The organism is Peribacillus cavernae, from assembly GCF_003989135.1.
Taxonomy (GTDB): domain Bacteria; phylum Bacillota; class Bacilli; order Bacillales; family DSM-1321; genus Peribacillus; species Peribacillus cavernae.
This window is the reverse complement of record NZ_RYZZ01000005.1, coordinates 230,905-250,595: the sequence shown is the minus strand read 5'-3', so window position 1 is coordinate 250,595 and position 19,691 is coordinate 230,905. Positions and strand designations below refer to the sequence as shown.

18 protein-coding genes and 1 riboswitch are annotated in these 19,691 nt (G+C 43.4%); of the genes, 17 read left to right on the top strand and 1 reads right to left on the bottom strand.

Going from position 1 to position 19,691, the window contains the following annotated elements; translation table 11 throughout:
• The first annotated feature begins 9 nt into the window (after window positions 1–9).
• The 5 genes from ELQ35_RS04380 to ELQ35_RS04360 are packed head-to-tail and all read left to right on the top strand — an operon-like array spanning window position 10 to window position 5,099.
• Window positions 10–924 (top strand): ABC transporter permease, encoded by a 915-nt coding sequence (locus ELQ35_RS04380; RefSeq protein ID WP_126863612.1) that lies wholly within the window; start codon window positions 10–12, stop codon window positions 922–924.
• A 16-nt stretch (window positions 925–940) separates the two neighbouring features.
• On the top strand, window positions 941–1,933 hold the full coding sequence (locus tag ELQ35_RS04375) for an ABC transporter ATP-binding protein (RefSeq protein WP_126863611.1): 993 nt from the start codon (window positions 941–943) through the stop codon (window positions 1,931–1,933).
• Window position 1,934: 1 nt separating this feature from the next.
• Window positions 1,935–2,978: an ABC transporter ATP-binding protein gene (locus tag ELQ35_RS04370; RefSeq protein ID WP_126863610.1), complete on the top strand. Its 1,044-nt coding sequence runs from the start codon at window positions 1,935–1,937 to the stop codon at window positions 2,976–2,978.
• Window positions 2,938–3,621, top strand: coding sequence for an N-formylglutamate amidohydrolase (locus ELQ35_RS04365; RefSeq protein ID WP_126863609.1), 684 nt, complete (start codon window positions 2,938–2,940; stop codon window positions 3,619–3,621). Before ELQ35_RS04370 ends, ELQ35_RS04365 begins: the two co-directional genes overlap by 41 nt.
• Entirely contained in the window at window positions 3,609–5,099 is a 1,491-nt protein-coding gene (locus ELQ35_RS04360) for a gamma-glutamyltransferase family protein (RefSeq protein WP_126863608.1), read from the top strand. Before ELQ35_RS04365 ends, ELQ35_RS04360 begins: the two co-directional genes overlap by 13 nt.
• A gap of 208 nt (window positions 5,100–5,307) precedes the next feature.
• On the opposite strand, the gene ELQ35_RS04355 is transcribed toward ELQ35_RS04360, so the two are convergent.
• Window positions 5,308–6,858 carry an ABC-F family ATP-binding cassette domain-containing protein gene (locus ELQ35_RS04355; protein ID WP_126863607.1) on the bottom strand — a complete coding sequence of 517 codons (1,551 nt, stop codon included), beginning with the start codon at window positions 6,856–6,858 and terminating at the stop codon, window positions 5,308–5,310.
• Between the two features lie 182 nt (window positions 6,859–7,040).
• Between ELQ35_RS04355 and ELQ35_RS04350 the strand changes: the two genes are divergently transcribed.
• The 12 genes from ELQ35_RS04350 (at window position 7,041) to ELQ35_RS04295 (ending at window position 19,689) form a co-directional block, all read left to right on the top strand.
• On the top strand, window positions 7,041–9,233 hold the full coding sequence (locus ELQ35_RS04350) for a DNA topoisomerase III (RefSeq protein ID WP_126863606.1): 2,193 nt from the start codon (window positions 7,041–7,043) through the stop codon (window positions 9,231–9,233).
• A gap of 202 nt (window positions 9,234–9,435) precedes the next feature.
• Window positions 9,436–9,615: riboswitch (cobalamin riboswitch) on the top strand.
• Window positions 9,616–9,779: 164 nt separating this feature from the next.
• Window positions 9,780–10,751, top strand: a complete 972-nt coding sequence (locus ELQ35_RS04345) for an ABC transporter substrate-binding protein (protein WP_126863605.1) — start codon at window positions 9,780–9,782, stop codon at window positions 10,749–10,751.
• On the top strand, window positions 10,714–11,772 hold the full coding sequence (locus ELQ35_RS04340) for a FecCD family ABC transporter permease (RefSeq protein ID WP_126863604.1): 1,059 nt from the start codon (window positions 10,714–10,716) through the stop codon (window positions 11,770–11,772). The genes ELQ35_RS04345 and ELQ35_RS04340 overlap by 38 nt, the downstream gene beginning before the upstream one ends.
• Before the next feature lie 65 nt (window positions 11,773–11,837).
• Window positions 11,838–13,247 (top strand): adenosylcobinamide amidohydrolase, encoded by a 1,410-nt coding sequence (locus tag ELQ35_RS04335; protein ID WP_126863650.1) that lies wholly within the window; start codon window positions 11,838–11,840, stop codon window positions 13,245–13,247.
• The gene (cbiB, locus tag ELQ35_RS04330; protein ID WP_126863649.1) at window positions 13,247–14,212 is read left to right on the top strand and encodes an adenosylcobinamide-phosphate synthase CbiB; all 966 of its coding nucleotides are present in this window, start codon (window positions 13,247–13,249) and stop codon (window positions 14,210–14,212) included. Before ELQ35_RS04335 ends, cbiB begins: the two co-directional genes overlap by 1 nt.
• A complete protein-coding gene (gene cobD, locus ELQ35_RS04325) occupies window positions 14,187–15,263 on the top strand; it encodes a threonine-phosphate decarboxylase CobD (RefSeq protein ID WP_126863603.1) in 1,077 nt (358 codons plus the stop codon). The genes cbiB and cobD overlap by 26 nt, the downstream gene beginning before the upstream one ends.
• A complete protein-coding gene (locus ELQ35_RS04320) occupies window positions 15,245–15,829 on the top strand; it encodes a bifunctional adenosylcobinamide kinase/adenosylcobinamide-phosphate guanylyltransferase (RefSeq protein WP_126863602.1) in 585 nt (194 codons plus the stop codon). Before cobD ends, ELQ35_RS04320 begins: the two co-directional genes overlap by 19 nt.
• Window positions 15,826–17,340: a cobyric acid synthase gene (locus ELQ35_RS04315; protein WP_126863601.1), complete on the top strand. Its 1,515-nt coding sequence runs from the start codon at window positions 15,826–15,828 to the stop codon at window positions 17,338–17,340. The genes ELQ35_RS04320 and ELQ35_RS04315 overlap by 4 nt, the downstream gene beginning before the upstream one ends.
• On the top strand, window positions 17,337–18,128 hold the full coding sequence (gene cobS / locus ELQ35_RS04310) for an adenosylcobinamide-GDP ribazoletransferase (protein WP_246025964.1): 792 nt from the start codon (window positions 17,337–17,339) through the stop codon (window positions 18,126–18,128). Before ELQ35_RS04315 ends, cobS begins: the two co-directional genes overlap by 4 nt.
• Window positions 18,086–18,703, top strand: a complete 618-nt coding sequence (locus ELQ35_RS04305; RefSeq protein WP_126863600.1) for a histidine phosphatase family protein — start codon at window positions 18,086–18,088, stop codon at window positions 18,701–18,703. The genes cobS and ELQ35_RS04305 overlap by 43 nt, the downstream gene beginning before the upstream one ends.
• Window positions 18,655–19,095, top strand: coding sequence for a bifunctional adenosylcobinamide kinase/adenosylcobinamide-phosphate guanylyltransferase (locus ELQ35_RS04300; protein WP_126863599.1), 441 nt, complete (start codon window positions 18,655–18,657; stop codon window positions 19,093–19,095). The genes ELQ35_RS04305 and ELQ35_RS04300 overlap by 49 nt, the downstream gene beginning before the upstream one ends.
• 12 nt (window positions 19,096–19,107) lie before the next feature.
• Entirely contained in the window at window positions 19,108–19,689 is a 582-nt protein-coding gene (locus ELQ35_RS04295; protein WP_126863598.1) for a cob(I)yrinic acid a,c-diamide adenosyltransferase, read from the top strand.
• Window positions 19,690–19,691 lie beyond the last annotated feature (2 nt).

Sequence of the window (19,691 nt, the reverse complement as noted above, 5' to 3'; positions counted from 1 at the left end):
AGGGATTTAATGCCATCCCTTGTAAACGAAACGAGCAATGTTAAATCTTTCACAACTAGAAAAAGGAAAACTTTATTTTCTCAGATATTTAAAAGCCGTACAGGAGTATTGGGTTTATTTATTCTAACATTAGTCGTATTAATAGCATTGCTTGCACCATTTATCTCTCCGCACGATCCAGCTAAAGTGGATATTACTGCAACTCTTTTACCACCGTCTTGGGTAGAAGGGGGAAGTGCGGAACACTTGCTTGGCACCGATAACATGGGGCGAGATTTGCTTAGCCGAATTATATACGGATCGCAGATTTCTTTGTTAGTCGGCATCAGTTCGGTAGTAGTGGCTGGATTGATCGGAGTTTTGATTGGTCTTGTATCTGGATATTACGGGGGATGGATCGATAATGTCCTCATGAGGATTGTTGACGCCTTTTTATCTATACCGAATATACTCTTCACTTTAGTAATTCTGGGTATCTTTGGACCCAGCCTTATTACCTTAATACTTGTTATAGGTGCCACAAACTGGGTTAATTATGCCCGAATTGTAAGAAGCGAGGTTTTAAGTTTAAAAGAAAGAGAGTTTGTAAAAGCAGCGAAAACGATGGGTGTTCGGGATTTCTTTATCCTATTCCGTCATTTATTACCGAACGTAGTATCATCTCTTTCCGTGGTTTCCACTCTTAGTGTAGCTACAACGATAATCCTTGAAGCATCTCTTAGTTTTTTAGGATTAGGTATAAAACCTCCAGATGTTTCATGGGGAGGGATATTAAGTGATGGCAGAGACTACCTTGCGACTCACTGGTGGGTAGCGACATTTCCTGGCTTAGCCATTACGATAACTGTGCTCGGAATTATATTAGTGGGGGACTGGTTAAGAGACATTTTTGATCCGCGTTCAAATATTCAAAATGATATATAAGGAGGGAATCAAATTAATGAATGCGGTTGATCCTTTGTTACAGATTGAGGACTTAAAAACATATTTTTATAGCGGTGATAAAGTCATACCCTCCGTTGATGGAGTATCCTTTCATATAAATAAAGGAGAAATTGTAGCACTTGTTGGAGAGTCTGGATGTGGGAAGAGCGTTACCTCTTTATCTATCCTTGGTTTAATTGACTCTCCCGGAAAAATTGAAGGTGGGAGAATCTTATATCATGACCTTGACTTAACACGTCTTTCACAAAAAGAAAAACTTCAAATCAGAGGAAAAGAAATCTCTATAATATTCCAGGAACCGTTAGCAGCTTTAAACCCCGTTTTCACTGTAGGTTACCAAATACAGGAGAACATCATGGTACACGAAAGGATTTCAAAGAAAAAGGCGAAGGCCAAAGCAATCGATCTTCTAATAAAAGTAGGGATACCGCACCCTGAAAAAGTCTATCAAAACTATCCCCATTCCCTAAGTGGTGGAATGAGACAAAGGGTAATGATTGCAATGGCCTTATCAGGCAACCCAAAACTGATTATTGCTGATGAACCAACCACTGCATTAGATGTCACGATACAAGCTCAGATCTTACAATTATTAAAGGAAATAACCGAACAACAGAGGACATCGATTTTATTTATTACTCATGACTTAGGCGTTGTCGCAGAAATAGCCGACAGAGTAATAGTTATGTATGCCGGACAAGTGGTGGAACAGGCTGATGTTTATTCTTTGTTTGATAATCCCAAGCATCCTTACACAAAAGCATTGTTTAATAGTTCTCCGAAAATGGATCAAATAGACGAGGAGCTCACAGCAATAGAGGGGGCAGTTCCCAGTCCGTTTGAAAAGCCGATGGGGTGCAAGTTTCACACAAGATGCCCCTATGTCATGGGAAAATGTAAATCGATCTCTCCTGATCTTGAAGAGAATAACGGACATTTAGTAAGGTGCTGGCTTTCTACTGAAAACGCAAAATCAGAGGTGACCTAAATTGGCAGATAAAAAACAATACCTTCTTGAGGTACAGGGATTGAAACAACATTTTGATGTGACCGATGGCTGGTTTCCCAAAAAAAGAGCCTATTTGAAAGCCGTAAACGGTATAAATTTAACACTGAAAAAAGGGGAAACGTTAGGGATCGTCGGCGAGTCAGGCTGCGGGAAATCAACATTAGGCCAGATGATTGTTCAATTGTTAAGACCTACTGATGGAAGGATTCTCTTTGAAGGAAAGAATTTAAGCAACCTAACCCCTCAAGAGTTTCGGAAAACAAGAGCAGATATACAAATGATATTCCAAGATCCATACTCGTCTTTAAATCCCAGAATGAGAGTGTTTGATATTATTGCTGAGCCTCTTAGAACTCATAAAAGTTTACAAAAAGAGGAGTTAAAAGCAACCATTCAAGAGTTAATGGAGACAGTGGGCTTAAATGCTGATTTAATGAATCGATATCCTCATCAATTCAGTGGGGGCCAACGACAAAGGATTGCCATTGCTAGAGCCTTAGCCCTAAAACCAAAACTTATTGTTTGCGATGAAGCTGTTTCTGCCTTAGATGTTTCCATACAAGCGCAAATTCTTAATCTGTTACGGCGGTTGCAAAAAGAATATCAGTTAACTTATATTTTCATTGGCCATGGTATTCCTGCTGTTAAATACATAGCGAGTCGAATTGCCGTTATGTACTTAGGGAAAATTGTGGAGATTGGCACCAAGGAACAACTGATAACATCTACTAAGCACCCGTATACGGAAATCCTTTTATCCTCTGTACCCATATCAAGCCCGAGGAATAGGAAAAGGAATAATCGAATCGTGATTCATGGGGAAATGCCAAGTCCTATTACCCCCCCTAATGGTTGCTCTTTTCATAATCGTTGTCCTTATGCAGAAGAAATATGTAAAAAAGTAACACCTGAATTAATGGAATATGACCATGGTCATATGATAGCTTGTCATTTTCCACTATCGTCAAAGGAGGGTTTGGCGCATGGATTTACAACAGCAAGTGTCACTAGCCAAAGCTTATGAACTCCCATTTCAATTGAACGACTATCAAGGGAGTATAGACTCAATTTCTCCTATAGCTGTAAAGCTTGGGTCCCGGCCATTTCTATTATCAATGCCTCATTCGGTAGTTCAGAAAAGAGAGAATACGTTAAAAGAAGCAGATGATTTTACTGCAGCTATTGGTTTTCTTATTCAGGATAAGACTGACTGTCATTGTATTTGCTCGAAACGTACTTCAGATGAAGATCCCAACTATGTGATAGGTGGAAACTATAAAAGAAAATTACGAGAGTTAATTGAACAACATTCGATAGGTTTTGTATTGGATCTTCACGGGGCTTCATCATCTCGATTGTTTGACATCGATCTAGGGACTATGCACGGCAAAACTATTGATCCCGATCAAGTGAATTTAATTAAACAAGCCTTTTTCTCTCATGGAATTCACGATGTAAGAGAAAATGATACATTTGCTGCAGAACATCCTGGTACAATTACCGCTTACGTATATTCAGAATTAAGGATACCTTGTGTTCAGCTGGAGATCAATTCTAAGTACCGGAAGCCATATACAGATGCACAATCTTTCGCTTCTTTAATCAATTCGATTATTAAAATCACGGAATCCATTTCTCTTCAATTGGAGCAACAATGGGAAAAATAGGAGTAAGTTGTGCACATCCTCAAGCTGCAAAAGTTGGTATTGAAGTAATGGAAAAGGGGGGCAATGCGATTGATGCCGCTATCGCTGTCTCACTCTCACTCGGAGTGGTAGAACCTTACGCTTCGGGCATCGGAGGCGGAGGGGTCATGCTAATACATCAGGACAATAAGAACCCCATTTTTTTTGACTATCGTGAGTGTGCCCCTAATTCCGGTATCCTCTCAAAAGAACAAGTAGGTATTCCAGGGTTACTTAAAGGATTGGAGGCCATTCATCAAAAGTTGGGAACTATTGATTGGTCTAAGTTAGTAAGTTACTCAACCGAATTGGCGGAAAAAGGATTTTTTGTAACCGCTATTCTTCATGAGCGATTAAAAACAATGCAGACTCATCTTTTTAATGAAAACCTCGAACATTTTTACCCCAATGGGCGTCCTATTGGGATGGGTTGTCTTTTGATCCAAGAAGAATTGGCAGAGGTCCTCCAGAAGGTACGGAATTATGGTTCGCGATCCTTTTATGAAGGAAAAATCCCCATCCAAATCATCAATCGAATTGAAGGTATTCATGACGATGATTTTGAGCAGTACTCCATGAAAACAAGAGACCCAGTACAAGGTCAGTTTGCTGGATATGACCTCATTTCAGCGCCTGCACCACTTGCAGGAACGACTTTGGTTCAAGCTTTAACGATGGCGGAATCATTTTTAGTTGAACAATATGCAGATCAAAGCTTCGAATTTTTAAAACTAATGGCAGCCATTATTAATGAGTGCCAGTTGGAACGAAAAAAATGGATGGGAGATCCATTTCATGTAACAATACCAGACTCATTGTTAAGTGAGTCTTACATTGAACACTTAATGAAAAATATCATAAAAAAAAAGTTTACTCCCTTTAGTCACGCGATAGAAATTGAAGTTAATAACACGACTCATTTTAGCGTCACTGATCAATGGGGAACTATGGTTTCTGCGACACACACCATCAGTGATCCATTTGGGTCCGGGGTGTACATCAATGGGTTTTTTCTTAACAATCAATTACAGAACTTCACAAAAGATAAATACTCTCCTAACAGTATGGAGCCGGGAAAAAGGCCGGCCAGTAACATAGCACCAACGATCCTTGCCTCAAATGGAAGGCCGATTATGACAATAGGAGCTTCAGGAGGAACAAGAATACCTCATATTTTAACAAGGCTTCTCATCAATCTTTTTAAACATAAGGTTTCTTTTAAAAAAGCTCTATCAAGCTTCCGATATTACGTTGATCAGAATCATTTTTATTTCGAGAAAGAAGTTTCCTCCATAACGAAAGAAAGGCTTACGAAATTGGGTTATGATTATATATTTTATCCAGTTCCATTTTTCTATGGTGGAATTCATGGTCTTATGGTAGATGAACACCAAGGTTTAATAGGAGCTGCAGACCCGCGAAGAGGAGGAGGGTCACTCGTCAAGGAAGTGATCAAATGACGATTTCCTAAATTGTAATAGGGATGATGTTCAATCAGCAATTGCTTGAAGCTAGAACCAATCTATACGAAAACAGCCAATATAAAAGAGCTTGGACGGCTTTATTACGTTATCCAAGCTCTTTTTTTGATTTGAATTGTATTGTGAATGCATTGCACACGATAAATGAAGCCGTTAAATCATTGAATATAGTTTATTAAATTTAGGACTAATCCTCATTAGCCCATTCCTCTACATCCCATACCTTTGTAACCCAATCTTCATAGAAGTCAGGCTCATGGCTGACAAGGACAATTGTGCCTTTATAGGCTTTCATCGCCCGTTTCAATTCTTCTTTTGCGACCACATCAAGATGGTTTGTCGGCTCATCAAATAGCAGCCAGTTGCTTTCATTTAGCATCAGCTTACATAACCGCACTTTTGCCTGTTCGCCGCCGCTCAGCTGATTTAACGGGCGGGTAATATGGTCATTTTTCAGGCCCACTCGTGCGAGGATCCTGCGAACCTGGGGCTGATCAAGATGCGGGAAGGCATTCCAAACGTCATCAATAGGAGTGATGCTGTTTGCTTTCATTTCCTGTTCGAAATAGGACGGATACAGGAAATCACCGAGCACAACGGAGCCGCTTAACGGCTGGATTTTTCCAAGGATCGTTTTCAGCAAGGTGGATTTACCGACACCGTTATAGCCAACTATGGCGATCTTTTCTCCTCTCTCTATTGTCATCGTCAACTTGGGAAGAAGCGGACGGTCATATCCGATTTCGAGATCCTTACCCTCAAATACATAGCGGCTGCTTCCGCGCGATTCCTTGAAATCGAAGGTCGGTTTCATCGCTGTTTCAGGACGGTCGATCCGTTCTAAGCGTTCCAGCTGCTTTTGACGGCTTTTGGCGCGTCCAGTAGTGGAATAACGTGCTTTATTCTTAGCAATGAAATCTTCCTGCTTTTTAATGAATTCCTGCTGTTTCTCATATGCATTGATATGCTGGTTTTTATTAATCTCAGCTAATTCCAGAAACTTTTCGTAAGTTGCCGTATAGCGTGTCAGCTTTGTAAACTCGAGTTGGAAAATAACATCCACGATACCATTCATGAATTCCGTATCATGCGAAATCAATAGGAAGGCATGCGGATACTCCTTCAGGTAACTGCTCAGCCAGCGAATATGCTCCACATCAAGGTAGTTGGTCGGCTCGTCCAAAAGCAGGACTTCTGGCTGTTCTAAAAGTAATTTTGCAAGCAAAACCTTCGTGCGCTGGCCGCCGCTTAGTGTGGAAACATCCCGGTCAAGGCCGATTGCATCCAGCCCGAGCCCGCGGGCTGCGTCCTCCACTTTTATATCCAAATTATAAAAGCCGCCTGCCTCCAGCTTATCCTGGATTTGTCCCATTTGGTCAAGCAATTCTTCCAATTCCTCAGGGGTGGCCGTTCCCATTTTCTCAGTCACTTCATTAAGGGCTTTTTCCTGTTCGAACAAAGGCAAGAAAGCATCACGAAGCACATCGCGAATGGTTTTGCCTCTTGTGAGAACAGTATGCTGATCCAGGTAGCCGTACGATATACCGGGTGTCCACTCGACTCGGCCGGTATCATAGATCAACTCGCCAGTAATAATATTCATTAAGGTAGATTTCCCAACACCATTTGCCCCGACCAATCCGACATGCTCCCCGGCCATCAGGCGAAAGGATACATCCTTGAAAAGAGTACGGTCACCGAAGCTATGGCTCAATTTATCTATAGAAAGTAAGCTCATTTTTCTCTGAACCTCCACGTAAGTTTAAAAAACATCCAAGTTCCATCATACTAAAATCTTTGGCAGATTGCTATCCTTCCATGTTAAAACTAAATGGAAAAGCAAGGGTCATTCGTCGCTCTCTCGTGCATTCTATGAGATAATGTATTGTAAGAAACACAGCAATTTGAAAGGATGTTACGATGAGCAAAACTGTAGTGCTGGCCGAAAAACCATCGGTCGGCAGGGATATAGCTAAAGTTCTTAACTGCCACAAGAAGGGCAATGGCTTTATTGAAGGCGATAAATATATTGTTACCTGGGCCCTGGGCCATCTTGTTACCCATGCGGATCCTGAAAGCTACGACGAGAAATATAAGGCCTGGAAACTGGAAGACCTGCCGATGCTTCCACCTTCATTGAAGCTGGTCGTGATTAAACAGACAGGCAAGCAATTTCATGCTGTAAAAACGCAGTTGAACCGCAATGATGTAAAAGACATTATCATTGCGACAGATGCCGGCCGTGAAGGGGAGCTTGTCGCCCGCTGGATCATTGAAAAAGCGCACGTGAAAAAACCGATTAAACGGCTTTGGATTTCATCGGTTACCGATAAGGCGATAAAAGATGGCTTTAATAAACTGAAAGACGGAAAGGAATACGAAAATTTGTATGCTTCCGCGGTAGCGAGAGCGGAGGCTGACTGGATTGTCGGCATGAATGCGACGCGGGCGCTGACGACGAAATATAATGCCCAATTATCCTCTGGCCGTGTCCAGACACCGACGCTTGCGATGATTGCCAGACGTGATGAGGAAATCAAAAGTTTTCAGCCGAAACCTTATTATGGCGTGACAGCCGCAGTTGACGGAAAGCTCAGGCTGGTCTGGCAGGACAGCAAGACGAAGGATATCCGCACATTCGATAAGGATAAGGCAGACAAAATAGCGGCTGCAGCATCTGGTAAGAAGGCTGAGGTTATCGAGGTAGACAAAACACGAAAAAAAAGCTTTGCCCCTCAGCTTTATGATTTAACCGAATTACAACGAGACGCCAACAAACGCTACGGCTATTCCGCGAAGGAAACGCTGTCCATTATGCAGCGTTTATATGAAGGCCATAAGGTTTTAACGTACCCGCGGACCGATTCACGCTATTTGTCAACGGATCTTGTTGATACATTGAAGGAACGGCTCCAGGCTGTGAGCATTAAGCCATATGCTATGTTTGCTTCAAAAATTTTACGTAATCCGATAAATGCGAATAAATCATTTGTCGATGACAGCAAGGTGTCCGACCACCATGCAATCATTCCGACAGAACAGACGCCGCTCCCGGGTAAATTGAGCGATAAGGAAAGCAAGATTTATGATTTGGTCGTAAAACGATTCCTTGCTGTGCTTATGCCTCCGTTTGAGTATGAACAGACAACGATAAAGGCTAGTATTGCCGGTGAAGTCTTTGCTGCCAAAGGGAAAGTGGTATTAAAAGCAGGCTGGAAAGAAGTGTATGACCACCAGTTTGATGAGGAAGAATCAAAGGACGGACTGTCAGAGCAGCTTCTTCCGGCTGTCCAAAAAGGTGATATCCTGAATATTTCCTCTGTCACGAGAACAAATGGGGAAACCAGGCCGCCGGAACCGTTTAATGAAGGGACGCTCCTGTCAGCTATGGAAAATCCCGCTCGTTTTATGAATGGAGAAAGCAAGGATTTGATCAAGACCCTTGGAGAAACAGGCGGCATCGGTACAGTAGCAACACGGGCAGATATTATCGAAAAACTGTTTAATACCTTCCTTATTGAAAAGAAAGGAAAAGGCATTTTCGTGACTTCAAAAGGTAAGCAGCTGCTTGATTTGGCTCCCGAGGAATTGCGCTCTCCTGCCCTTACGGCACAGTGGGAACAGAAGCTGACGGCGATTTCAAAAGGGAAGCTTAAAAAGCAGGCCTTTATCCAGGAAATGAAGGATTATGCGAAGGATATCGTTTTAGACATTAAAAACAGCGGAAAGAAATTTAGGCACGATAACGTAACCGGCAGCAAGTGCCCGGAATGCGGCAAGCTCCTTCTTGAGGTAAATGGAAAGAGAGGGAAGATGCTTGTCTGCCAGGACAGGGAATGTGGTTATCGCAAAGGGATTTCGAAGGTTACCAACGCAAGATGTCCGCAATGCCATAAAAAGCTTGAACTGCGCGGCGAAGGAGAAGGCCAGATTTTTGTCTGCAAATGCGGCCACCGTGAAAAGCTGTCCTCCTTCAACGAAAGAAGAAGCAAGAACAAACATCAAAATGTTTCAAAACGAGATGTCAATACCTATCTGAAGCAGCAAAATAGAGACGAACCAATCAATACGGCGCTGGCGGATGCACTGGCCAAGCTCAAATTTGATAAATAAACGGCCAAAGGATAAATTAAGAAGTTATTAGCACTTCTCCTTTTATTAGATTATATAATTTATTTTACAGTGATTGGTAAGAAAGAAAAGTACATTTTGAAAAATGATTTTTATATCCTACTTCGTACCTTTTTTGAAATAGTCGAAAATTGTTACTGCTTGTTTTTTTTTAGTGTATAATCATCCTTAGCAGAAAATTTCATACATAGAAACGGAACTGGGTGTCTTTCAATAGACTTAAAAGGGAAGTTGGTGAAATACCAACGCGGTCCCGCCACTGTAAATGGGAGTATGCGGTAAAATACCACTGTATGTAATATATGGGAAGGTGCCGTAAACGATGACCATAAGCCAGGAGACCTGCCTGTATTCCGTGCACCAGTAATACCTGCGAGGATGGGGAGGTGTATGGCAGTATTTTGGGTAACCCTTTTTCCTGGCCATATTAAAATCTCCGATGATTATTGGGGATTTTTTTGCGCTTTCGGACTGGTTTCTGCTAGAGATTTAACAAGGGTCACATTATAAAACAGGGGGATGTATTGGATGAAAAGGTTGTATTCATTTTTAGTCTTCATTCTATTAGCGATGGGTGTTTTGGCTGGTTGTGGTAATGATCAGGGAAAAGAGGAAAAAGCGAATTCAGAGGGAAAACCAAAAACGGAACAAAGTGAAGAAGCTGCCTTTCCGGTAACGATCAAAGATGCGATGGATCAAGAGGTGACCATTGATAAGAAGCCTGAAAAGATTGTTTCCTTGATTCCAAGCAACACTGAGATTGCTTTCAGTTTAGGATTGGATAAAGAAATTGTCGGTGTTTCGGATTTTGATAATTATCCCGAAGCCGCCAAACAAAAAGAAAAAATCGGCGGAATGGATTTTAATGTAGAAAAAATCATCTCTTTAAAGCCGGATGTGGTATTGGCTCATGCTTCAGGAGCACATAATTCAAAAGAGGGGTTTCAGCAGTTAAGTGATGCAGGAATTAAAGTGATTGTTGTAAATGATGCACAAAACTTTGAGCAAGTCTATCAATCGATCAATATGATTGGTACGGCCACAGGAGAAAAAGAGAACGCCGAAAAGGTCATAGCAGAAATGAAAGCAAAATTTGAAGAAATAAAGGCGGAAGCAGCCAAAATTTCTGAGACTGACAGAAAAACAGCCTATATTGAAGTCTCTCCAGCGCCTGAAATTTATACAACTGGCAAGAACACCTTCATGGATAGCATGCTTCAGATCATTAATGCAAAAAATGCAGCAGGAGACCAGGAGGGCTGGGTGAAGATCGATCAGGAAGCAATCATTAAAACAAACCCGGACGTCATTATCACCACATATGGCCCTGATTCAATCAAGCAAATCCAGACCCGAAAAGGCTGGCAGGAAGTGAACGCTGTTAAAAACAATCAGGTGGTAGAATTGAATACAGACCTAGTAACCCGCTCTGGTCCAAGGCTTGCTGAAGGAGTAGAGGAACTTGCGAAGGCAGTATATCCTGACACATTTACTAAGTAATAAATGGCTTGCTTATTTGCTAGCAGCAGTTTTCCTTATTTGTGCCATGGTAATTGGCATTTCAATCGGAACAGTCTCTGTTCCGATTTCCTACATAATCAAGATTATCGGCCAGGAGGCTTTTCGTCTCCCGATCAGAGACCAAATTGATCCCATGTACACCAATATTGTCATGAATATCCGCTTGCCGCGGGTCATTCTTGCAGGACTAATTGGAGCGTCTCTTGCGATAGCTGGCGCTGCTTTTCAAGGCTTATTGCGCAACCCGCTTGCGGATCCGTATACACTGGGTGTTTCATCCGGTGCTTCGGTAGGGGCAGTAGTCACGTTGTTCTTTCAGATCTCGCTGCCGGTCATTGGTTTATTTACGTTGCCGCTTTTAAGCATTGCCGCATCATTCGTGACGATTTTTGTGGTATTGCTGTTTGCACGTAAAATCGACCGTTCCATGAAGGTAGAAACGATCATTTTGACTGGGATTATTTTCAGTTCTTTTTTAGGAGCGTTTATTTCGTTGATGATTGCTTTGACAGGTGACGAATTAAGGCAGATCATTGGCTGGCTGTTGGGAAGCGTATCGATGAGAGGCTGGGATTACATTAACATTATGCTTCCTTTCTTTATCATTGGGTCCTTGCTGCTCCTGTTTAGTGCCCGTGAATTGAATGCGATGTCGTTTGGCGAGGAGCAGGCGCAGCACTTAGGGGTCAATGTACAAAAAAGAAAAATGCTCGTTCTTAGTGCCGGATCAATATTGACAGGAGCAGCGGTAGCGGTATCAGGGACGATTGGCTTTGTTGGCTTGGTTATTCCTCATCTAATCAGAATTCTCTGGGGGCCTGACCATAAACACTTGCTTCCTCTATCGATATTAATCGGCGGCGGTTTTTTGATACTTGCAGACCTTGTGTCGCGGACGGTGATTGCGCCGACTGAGTTGCCGATCGGTGTTATTACGGCCCTTATTGGCGCTCCGGTCTTTGCAGCCATTTTGGTAAGGAAAAGAGGTGAGCGAAGGTGACTAAACTCCTCAGCATCGGGAATGTGTCAGGCGGGTACAGCGGAGAAACGGTGCTGCACAATATAATGTTTGAGGTACATAAGGGTGAATTATTCGGCGTTCTCGGGCCAAATGGCAGCGGGAAAACGACATTGTTAAAGATGATGAGTGGTGTAATGCCGTACGGTCATGGGAAAATCAGCATCAAAGGGAAAGAAATCAGTGCATATACAGCGAAAGAGCTTGCGAAGATTGTTGCCGTGCTGCCTCAGCACTCTGCCCAGACCTTTTCCTATACTGTCAAAGAGACCGTCTCCCTGGGCAGATACGCGCACCAAAGAAGCTGGCTGCAAAGCTGGAACACCGAAGACGAAGAAATGGTAAAGAAGGCAATGGCGCAAACGGGGATTACTGCTTTCCAGGACCATTATTTAGACGAACTTTCCGGTGGGGAAAGACAGCGTGTTTTCCTTGCCCAGGCTCTTGCGCAAGAACCGGAAATATTGCTGTTGGATGAACCGACCAACCATCTCGACCTTTCTTTTCAAAAAGAGCTGCTCGATCAATTAAAGCACTGGACGGAAGAAAGGGGGTTAACGGTTGTCTCCATCTTTCATGATTTAAATCTGGCAGGTCTTTATTGCGACCGTTTGCTGCTGCTTGAAAAAGGTCAAGTTAACCAAATCGGAACACCGATCGAGGTTCTCCGGGAAGAAAGGATTACAGCTGTTTATCATACAAGTATTGAGAAACTGGCCCACCCGGCGGTACCAAAGCCGCAAATCGTTTTACTGCCTGAAGAAACCGCTCAGAACCGCAATAACATCGAGATAAATGAACAATATCTGACTGTGAACGATGACCATATTCAGCTAATAGCGCCAAAGCCGCTGAGAACTTTGTCTTCCGGGGTAACAGGTGCTGGTTTTGGCTGGCATCATACCTTCATTAACCGACATGTCGATCAAAATTATGATTGCAGTGATCCCGTTCAGGAAATGAAAGAGTATCTGGGCACACATGGGTTTACCGGTGAGGAAACGGTAGGGATGATGACTGCGGTGAACTTGAATGATGCATCTTTCCAATTGTACCAGGAAGGTGAAATTTCCGTTTTCATCGTTGTGACCGCTGGCACCGGGAATGCTGTTGATGCGACTAGCAGTCAAAGGATGAGCAGTAAACTGGCACCAGGCACGATTAATACATGGGTGTTCATTAACGGCCACTTATCCGAAGCTGCGTTTGTCCAAGCTATGGTTACGGCGACGGAAGCAAAAGTGAAAGCCTTACTCGATTTGGAAATCAGGGATCCGATAACGGGTACAATTGCGACAGGAACGTCAACCGACAGCCTGTTAATTGCTGCCGCCCAAAGAGGTGAAACTATTGAATATGCCGGAACAATCACACTGCTTGGGAACTTGGTAAGTAAAGGAATCTATGAGTGTACAACAACAAGTCTTAAAAGATATAAAAAAAGGCATTCCTTATGATAATTTTATACCATTTACTTGCTGTCACCCTTGCTTATGTATTGGATTTGCTGATTGGCGATCCCAAAAGTTGGCCGCATCCGGTCAAATGGATGGGCACATTGATCGGCTTTTTGGATAAGCGCTGGAATAAGGGCAGCAACAAAAAATTGCTGGGTATTCTTATGACTGGCACCGTACTGGCAACCGTTGTGCTTCCAACCGCTGCAACCGTATATGGAGCTTATTTAATCCATCCGGTCGCAGGAGTGATTTGGGAGGCAATCCTGATATCGACTGCAATTGCCCAAAAAAGCCTGAAAGAAGCGGCGCTGGAAGTCTATGATCCGTTAAGTAAGGATGATTTAACTGAGGCAAGAGCCAGGCTTTCCTACATAGTCGGGCGCGACACAGACAAGCTTGACGAAGGCGAGATTGTTCGCGGCACGGTTGAAACAGTCGCAGAAAATACGAGTGACGGGGTGACGGCTCCTCTTTTTTGGGGCGCTGTTGGAGGAGCTCCTTTCGCCATTGCCTACCGGGCAATCAACACCTGTGACTCTATGGTTGGCTATCGGAATGAAAAGTATCGACAGTTCGGCTGGGCCTCCGCAAGGCTAGATGATCTTGTGAATTGGATTCCAAGCCGGTTGACGGCATTGGTGATGCTGCTAAGCATGAGGGAAAAGGTAAATGGTTTTAAGGTTTGCTGGAAAATAACATTACGCGATGCTCCAAAGCATCCAAGCCCGAACAGCGGCTGGTGCGAAGCTGCAACGGCCGCTATTCTGGGAATCCAGCTTGGGGGCATCAATTCCTATAAGGGTCTTATTTCGATCCGGGCAAAAATGGGGGAACGCCTAGTAAACATCCAATCTTTCCATATTCAAAAATCAATCACGCTCATGCAGCGGACAGCGTTTACCTTTCTGCTGCTATTATGGTTAGGAGGAATAACGGTTGCTTTTGCCTTCTCATGGATCTAATCCTCATTATCTTTATCAATCACTGCAAATCACCCAGCCTGAAAAGATCATTGATTTTAGCGCAAACATTAATCCGCTCGGCCCGCCTCCTGAATTAAAAGAGAGATGGCCGGATTTCTTTGATTTAGTAAACGAATATCCCGACCCCCGGGCTGGTATGCTAGTAAATCTAATTTCCAAAAGCGAGGAACTGCCAGAGGATAGAATTCTAGTCGGCAATGGCGGAGCAGAGCTTATTACTCTTGTTGCCCGGTTTTTATCAGGGAGGAAAGTCCTGATCATCCAGCCGGCATTTTCCGAATATGAACAGGCGTGCATGTCGTCAGGCTGCCGCGTGACCTATCATATTCTGGAGGAAGGGGACTGGGAGCTCCGGCTCGAGCCACTTGTTCCCCTACTTGAACAGGTGGATGCCGTTTTTATTTGCACGCCAAATAATCCGACTGGAGTAGCTTTCAAGGAACAGTCTGTTTTAAAGCTGATAAAGGCTTGCCAAAAGCACGGCGTTTTTACAATCATTGATGAAGCATTTCATGATTTCCTGGAACGAGACTTTAGTTATGCTTCTTACATAAAAGACTATTCCAATTTATTAATCCTTCGGTCTTTAACAAAAATGTATGCGATTCCAGGGCTAAGACTGGGCTACCTGCTGGCCAATCCGGAAATCATTAGCCAAATCAAGAGATATCGCCCCCATTGGAGCGTGAACAGCCTGGCCCTTATGGCTGGTGAAATTAGCTTAAAAGATAAGGTACATGTGGAAAAGACCAAAAATCTTATCCGACAGCAGCGGTATAAGTTAAATGGTTTTTACAAAAATAATAACTTCATAGTTTCAGATAGCCAGGTTAATTTTTACTTGGTAAGAGACAGTAAGAAGTCTGATCAATTACCCCTATTAAGATTTTTACTTCAAAACGGAATCGTTCCGCGGCATACATTCAATTTTCCCGGGCTAGACGGAAAATGGCTAAGGTTTGCGGTGAAAAGCGAACGTGATAATGAACGACTGGTGGAGGTTTTTAGGCAATGGCGCAATCATCACTGATTTTTGTCTCGGGAGGAGTAAGAAGCGGGAAAAGCAGCTTTGCGGAAAAGCTGGCTATCACCCAGGCTAAAAAAAGAAGTGGCACGCTATTTTACATTGCCTGCGGGCGTTCCGGTGATGCGGAAATGAATGAGCGGATTGCCCGGCACCAAAATGACAGGAAAAGTAGTCCCAAAGCCTGGATGACTTTGGAATACCCGGTGGCCATAGAAAGGGCGATACCCCGACTAGATTCAAGCAGTATCGTACTTCTTGATTGTCTGACTACTTTACTAAATAATGAAATGTTCCCCTATACGAAAAATATGGATGAATGGAAAAGCCCAACCTTCCTTGCGTCGGTAAAGAGGAAGATAATCGAGGGAATCACTGAGATCAGGGAGCATGCATCCTGCCTAATTATTGTGAGCAATGAGGTACTTCATGACCCAATTATTGACAACGGAGTGAACAATGCCTATTCGAAAATGATTGGAAGCCTTCATCAGGAAATCGTTCTTTATTCAGATAAAGCCTATGTAATGGAAGCCGGTTGTGCAGTGCTTATGAAGGGGGAAACAGAATGAAAGGGATCATGATCCAAGGGACGTCATCAGATGCCGGAAAAAGTTTTATTACCACTGTGTTTTGCAGGCTGCTGGCGAATGAAGGAATAAAGGTGGCCCCCTTCAAATCACAAAATATGTCCAATAACTCATATGTAACGGTGGATGGATCAGAAATTGGCAGGGCACAGGGTATTCAGGCGGAAGCAGCAAATACCGAGGCGTCTGTCTGGATGAACCCAATCCTTTTAAAGCCAAAATCTGATCAGAGCTCTGAAATTGTCCTTTTCGGTAAACCACTCCGCACGTTATCCGGCATGTCCTATCGAGAGGACTTTTATGAGCAGGGAATCGACGTGATTAAACAGTCCCTTGCCAGGCTGGAAGAAGCGTATGATGCGGTGATCATGGAGGGGGCCGGCTCTCCTGTCGAAATTAACTTAAAAGACAGAGAGCTTGTAAATATGAAGGTGGCCGAGCTCGCTGATGTACCAGTCATCCTGGTTGCTGATATTGAAAGGGGAGGGATCTTCGCCAGCATTGTCGGTACGCTGGAGCTGCTCACGCCTTCTGAGAGAAAACGTGTCAAAGGAATTATTGTCAATAAATTCAGGGGAGATATCCGGCTGTTTGAGGACGGTGTAGCCTGGATTGAGGAGAGAACAGAAATACCGGTTTTAGGTGTCATTCCCTACATCAATGGACATATGGTTGAAGGCGAAGATTCCCTGTCACTGGCCGATCGGTTTTCGGACACTAAAAAGTCGTCGATTGAATTGGCTGTCTTGAAATTACCTTATATATCAAATTACACGGACATCGAACCTTTTTTATATGAGGAAGATGTTTCAATCAGATGGGTGGAGGAAGCTTCAGCCTTTGGAAAGCCGGATGCCCTGATCATCCCCGGCACGAAAAGCACCATCCATGACCTACGCTATTTGAAGAAAACGGGTTTAGCACAAAAGGTAATAGACTATTATCATCATGACGGTACCATCATCGGCATTTGCGGAGGCTTTCAAATGCTCTGTGAAGAATTAATAGATGCAGAAGGGATGGATACTGGTTCTCGGCAGACGAAAGAGGAAGGCCTTTCCCTCATACCTGCAAAAACGTTTTTTTCAGCTGAAAAAAAGACCATCCGTACAATGGGAAGCCTGCATTCAGAGACAAACTTACCGGGAAATGTTCTGCTTGAAGGCTATGAAATTCATTTAGGCCATTCCGTTTGGAATACCGAACATGGACAATCGCCCTTTTTAGTTCTCGATAAAGAAGAAGAGGAAGGGTTTTATGAGGAGAAAGGCAGGCTGATTGGCACTTATCTGCACCATCTGTTTCACAATGATGAGTGGAGGGCGCTGTGGTTAAACATGCTGCGACAGAAGAAGCAGCTACCCCCTGGTAAAACAACCTTTATGATTAATGAGAAATTCAAGAAACTTGATGAAGCTGTCGAACAAATACACCCATTTTTAAAATGGGACAAGGTCAAAGAGATCATCGACGGCTGGGGCCAGGAAACATGAAAATGTGGAACGGGTTTCTTATTAATCTGCAATTTTTTACTGTTTTCCCGATTAGAAGACAGCTTCCGATGGAAAAGGATTACCTAAACAAGGCAGTCCAAACCTTTCCATTGCTTGGGATACTGTTGGGAGTCATATATGCAGCTGTTTTATATGCGCTATTAGAATGGACGCCATTTTCTCCGCTTGCCGCAGCCTTTATCATTTGGCTATTGACGATTATCAGCACGGGAGGTCTGCACCTTGATGGCTGGATTGATGCAAGCGATGCTTACTTTTCTTACCGGGACATCCAAAAACGGCTAGAAATTATGAAAGACCCGAGAACTGGTGCTTTCGGGGTACTCTCTGTCATTGTGCTTCTGAGCTGCCGGATGTTCTTTCTCTATGAAATAGTTGAAAATATCAAACCATGGTCGTATATCCTGATCGTTATGATGCCCTTTTTGGGGAAGTCAGCGATGGGGCTTATGTTAACCAAAGTACTGCTGGCAAAGAATGAAGGTTTGGCTTACTTTTTCCAGGAAGCTGCCGGAAAAACCAGTACTAATCTATATCCTGTCTACCTTCTTTTACCGGGACTGGTATTTCTGTCTACGAACCTAACGATTTTTTATTTATACATGGCGCTTTTGGCGGTATTTATCCTTTTCCTGCTGTTTTTAAAAAGAAAGATAGTAAGTTGGTTTGGCGGGATAACAGGTGATGTGGTGGGTGCTTCCGTTGAAGGAGTTGAATTAATTCTGTGGATGACAATCTGGTTGTTACATTATTTCGTCACGGCCTAACGTTTGCAAACGAAAGAAAAGCGTATCTAGGCTGGACTGACTCCGCTCTGAGCAGAAAGGGAAAAGAACAGCTTTCGCAAATTGCGGACGATGTGCAAGCCGTTTTTTCAAGCGATTTAACAAGATGTATCGACACCGCGGCCATATTATTTCCAAAGATACCTGCTATAAAAAAGAGAGAGTTCAGGGAAATTCACTTTGGAGCCTGGGAAGGAAAAACATATCAAGCTTTACAGGATGACAGTGACTATCAAAACTGGCTTGAGCAGCCTTTTACGAGAACTCCCCCGGGTGGCGAAAACTATGAGAAGTTTGCGGACAGAATCCAAAGCGGCTGGGAGGCATGTATGGATGAAGTGATGTCACAGGGAGTCAAACGTACCGCTATCGTGACCCATGGAGGAGTGATCCGGTATTTATTAATGAAATTTGCCCCCGTTGAGAGGGCATTTTGGGAATGGAGCGTCACGCACGGAACTGGCTGGGAGCTGACTTTCAAAACGGATGATTTGAGGAGGGGAAAGCGTTGCATTTTGTTACAGGAGGTGCATATAACGGCAAATCACGATGGGTAAAAGAATATAATAACGGAAAAGGGTTTGTGTTTGACCGCTGGTTCTCTGCTTATCATGGCAATGACCTTCCAACTGATTTACGCATGCTTGTTGCCAATAAGGTTGTGCTTGAAGGGATCGAGCAGTACATAAAAGAGGAAAGTCTCTTAACGGATACGCACACCTGCAGAGAAACCTGGAGAAAAAGGCTGGAGGATTGGGAAGTCTGGGAAAAAAGCGGCCAGATGCGGCAACTAGTGATGATCGGAACTGATATTACAAAAGGAATTGTACCGCTGGAGCGAGGAAATAGGAAATGGCGGGATCTAACAGGCTGGGTCTATCAGGATCTATCATCAAAAGCTGACAGGGTAGACGTAATTTGGTACGGTTTAAATAAGCAAATTAAATGAGGAGGATTCAAAATGAGATTATACACACGTACTGGGGATAAAGGAAAAACGAGCATAATTGGTGGAAGGGTGGATAAGGATGATGTTCGCGTCGAGGCTTATGGAACTGTCGATGAAATAAACTGCTTTGTGGGTCAGGCCATGCTTGAGCTTGATTCATCCCTGTTTAAAGATGTTTTCGAAGACCTGGAACGAATTCAGCATGAACTGTTTGATTGCGGCGGAGACCTTGCTTCGGTTTCCGAAAAGCGGCCGTTAAAGCTGACGGAAGAAGCTGTTTCTCATTTGGAAAGCAGGATTGATATATTTATTGCGGAAGCTCCTGAGCTTGAAAGATTTATTTTACCGGGAGGCACGAAGCCAGCTGCCTCTATTCATATAGCCCGGACTGTAACAAGGCGTGCAGAGCGGTTGACGGTTTCGCTCATGAAAGAGGATGAAAACGTTTCGCCTGTTGCTGTGCAGTATTTAAACCGCTTGTCAGATTACTTTTTCGGGCTTGCCCGTGTCATCAATTTCCGCCTTGGAGTAAAGGATGTAGAATATGTGAGAAGTGCGAACGTATTTCGGGACGGAAAAAGAAAAGGAGAATAAAA

Bases quoted from the DNA above. Each gene is read 5' to 3' on its own strand.
- ELQ35_RS04320 (WP_126863602.1), top strand. From the start codon at position 15,245: ATGGCGCAATCATCACTGATTTTTGTCTCGGGAGGAGTAAGAAGCGGG.
- ELQ35_RS04380 (WP_126863612.1), top strand. From the start codon at position 10: ATGCCATCCCTTGTAAACGAAACGAGCAATGTTAAATCTTTCACAACT.
- cobS (WP_246025964.1), top strand. From the start codon at position 17,337: ATGAAAATGTGGAACGGGTTTCTTATTAATCTGCAATTTTTTACTGTT.
- ELQ35_RS04345 (WP_126863605.1), top strand. From the start codon at position 9,780: ATGAAAAGGTTGTATTCATTTTTAGTCTTCATTCTATTAGCGATGGGT.
- ELQ35_RS04365 (WP_126863609.1), top strand. From the start codon at position 2,938: ATGGATTTACAACAGCAAGTGTCACTAGCCAAAGCTTATGAACTCCCA.
- ELQ35_RS04375 (WP_126863611.1), top strand. From the start codon at position 941: ATGAATGCGGTTGATCCTTTGTTACAGATTGAGGACTTAAAAACATAT.
- ELQ35_RS04295 (WP_126863598.1), top strand. From the start codon at position 19,108: ATGAGATTATACACACGTACTGGGGATAAAGGAAAAACGAGCATAATT.
- ELQ35_RS04360 (WP_126863608.1), top strand. From the start codon at position 3,609: ATGGGAAAAATAGGAGTAAGTTGTGCACATCCTCAAGCTGCAAAAGTT.
- ELQ35_RS04315 (WP_126863601.1), top strand. From the start codon at position 15,826: ATGAAAGGGATCATGATCCAAGGGACGTCATCAGATGCCGGAAAAAGT.
- ELQ35_RS04335 (WP_126863650.1), top strand. From the start codon at position 11,838: ATGTTTGAGGTACATAAGGGTGAATTATTCGGCGTTCTCGGGCCAAAT.
- ELQ35_RS04355 (WP_126863607.1), bottom strand. From the start codon at position 6,858: ATGAGCTTACTTTCTATAGATAAATTGAGCCATAGCTTCGGTGACCGT.
- ELQ35_RS04350 (WP_126863606.1), top strand. From the start codon at position 7,041: ATGAGCAAAACTGTAGTGCTGGCCGAAAAACCATCGGTCGGCAGGGAT.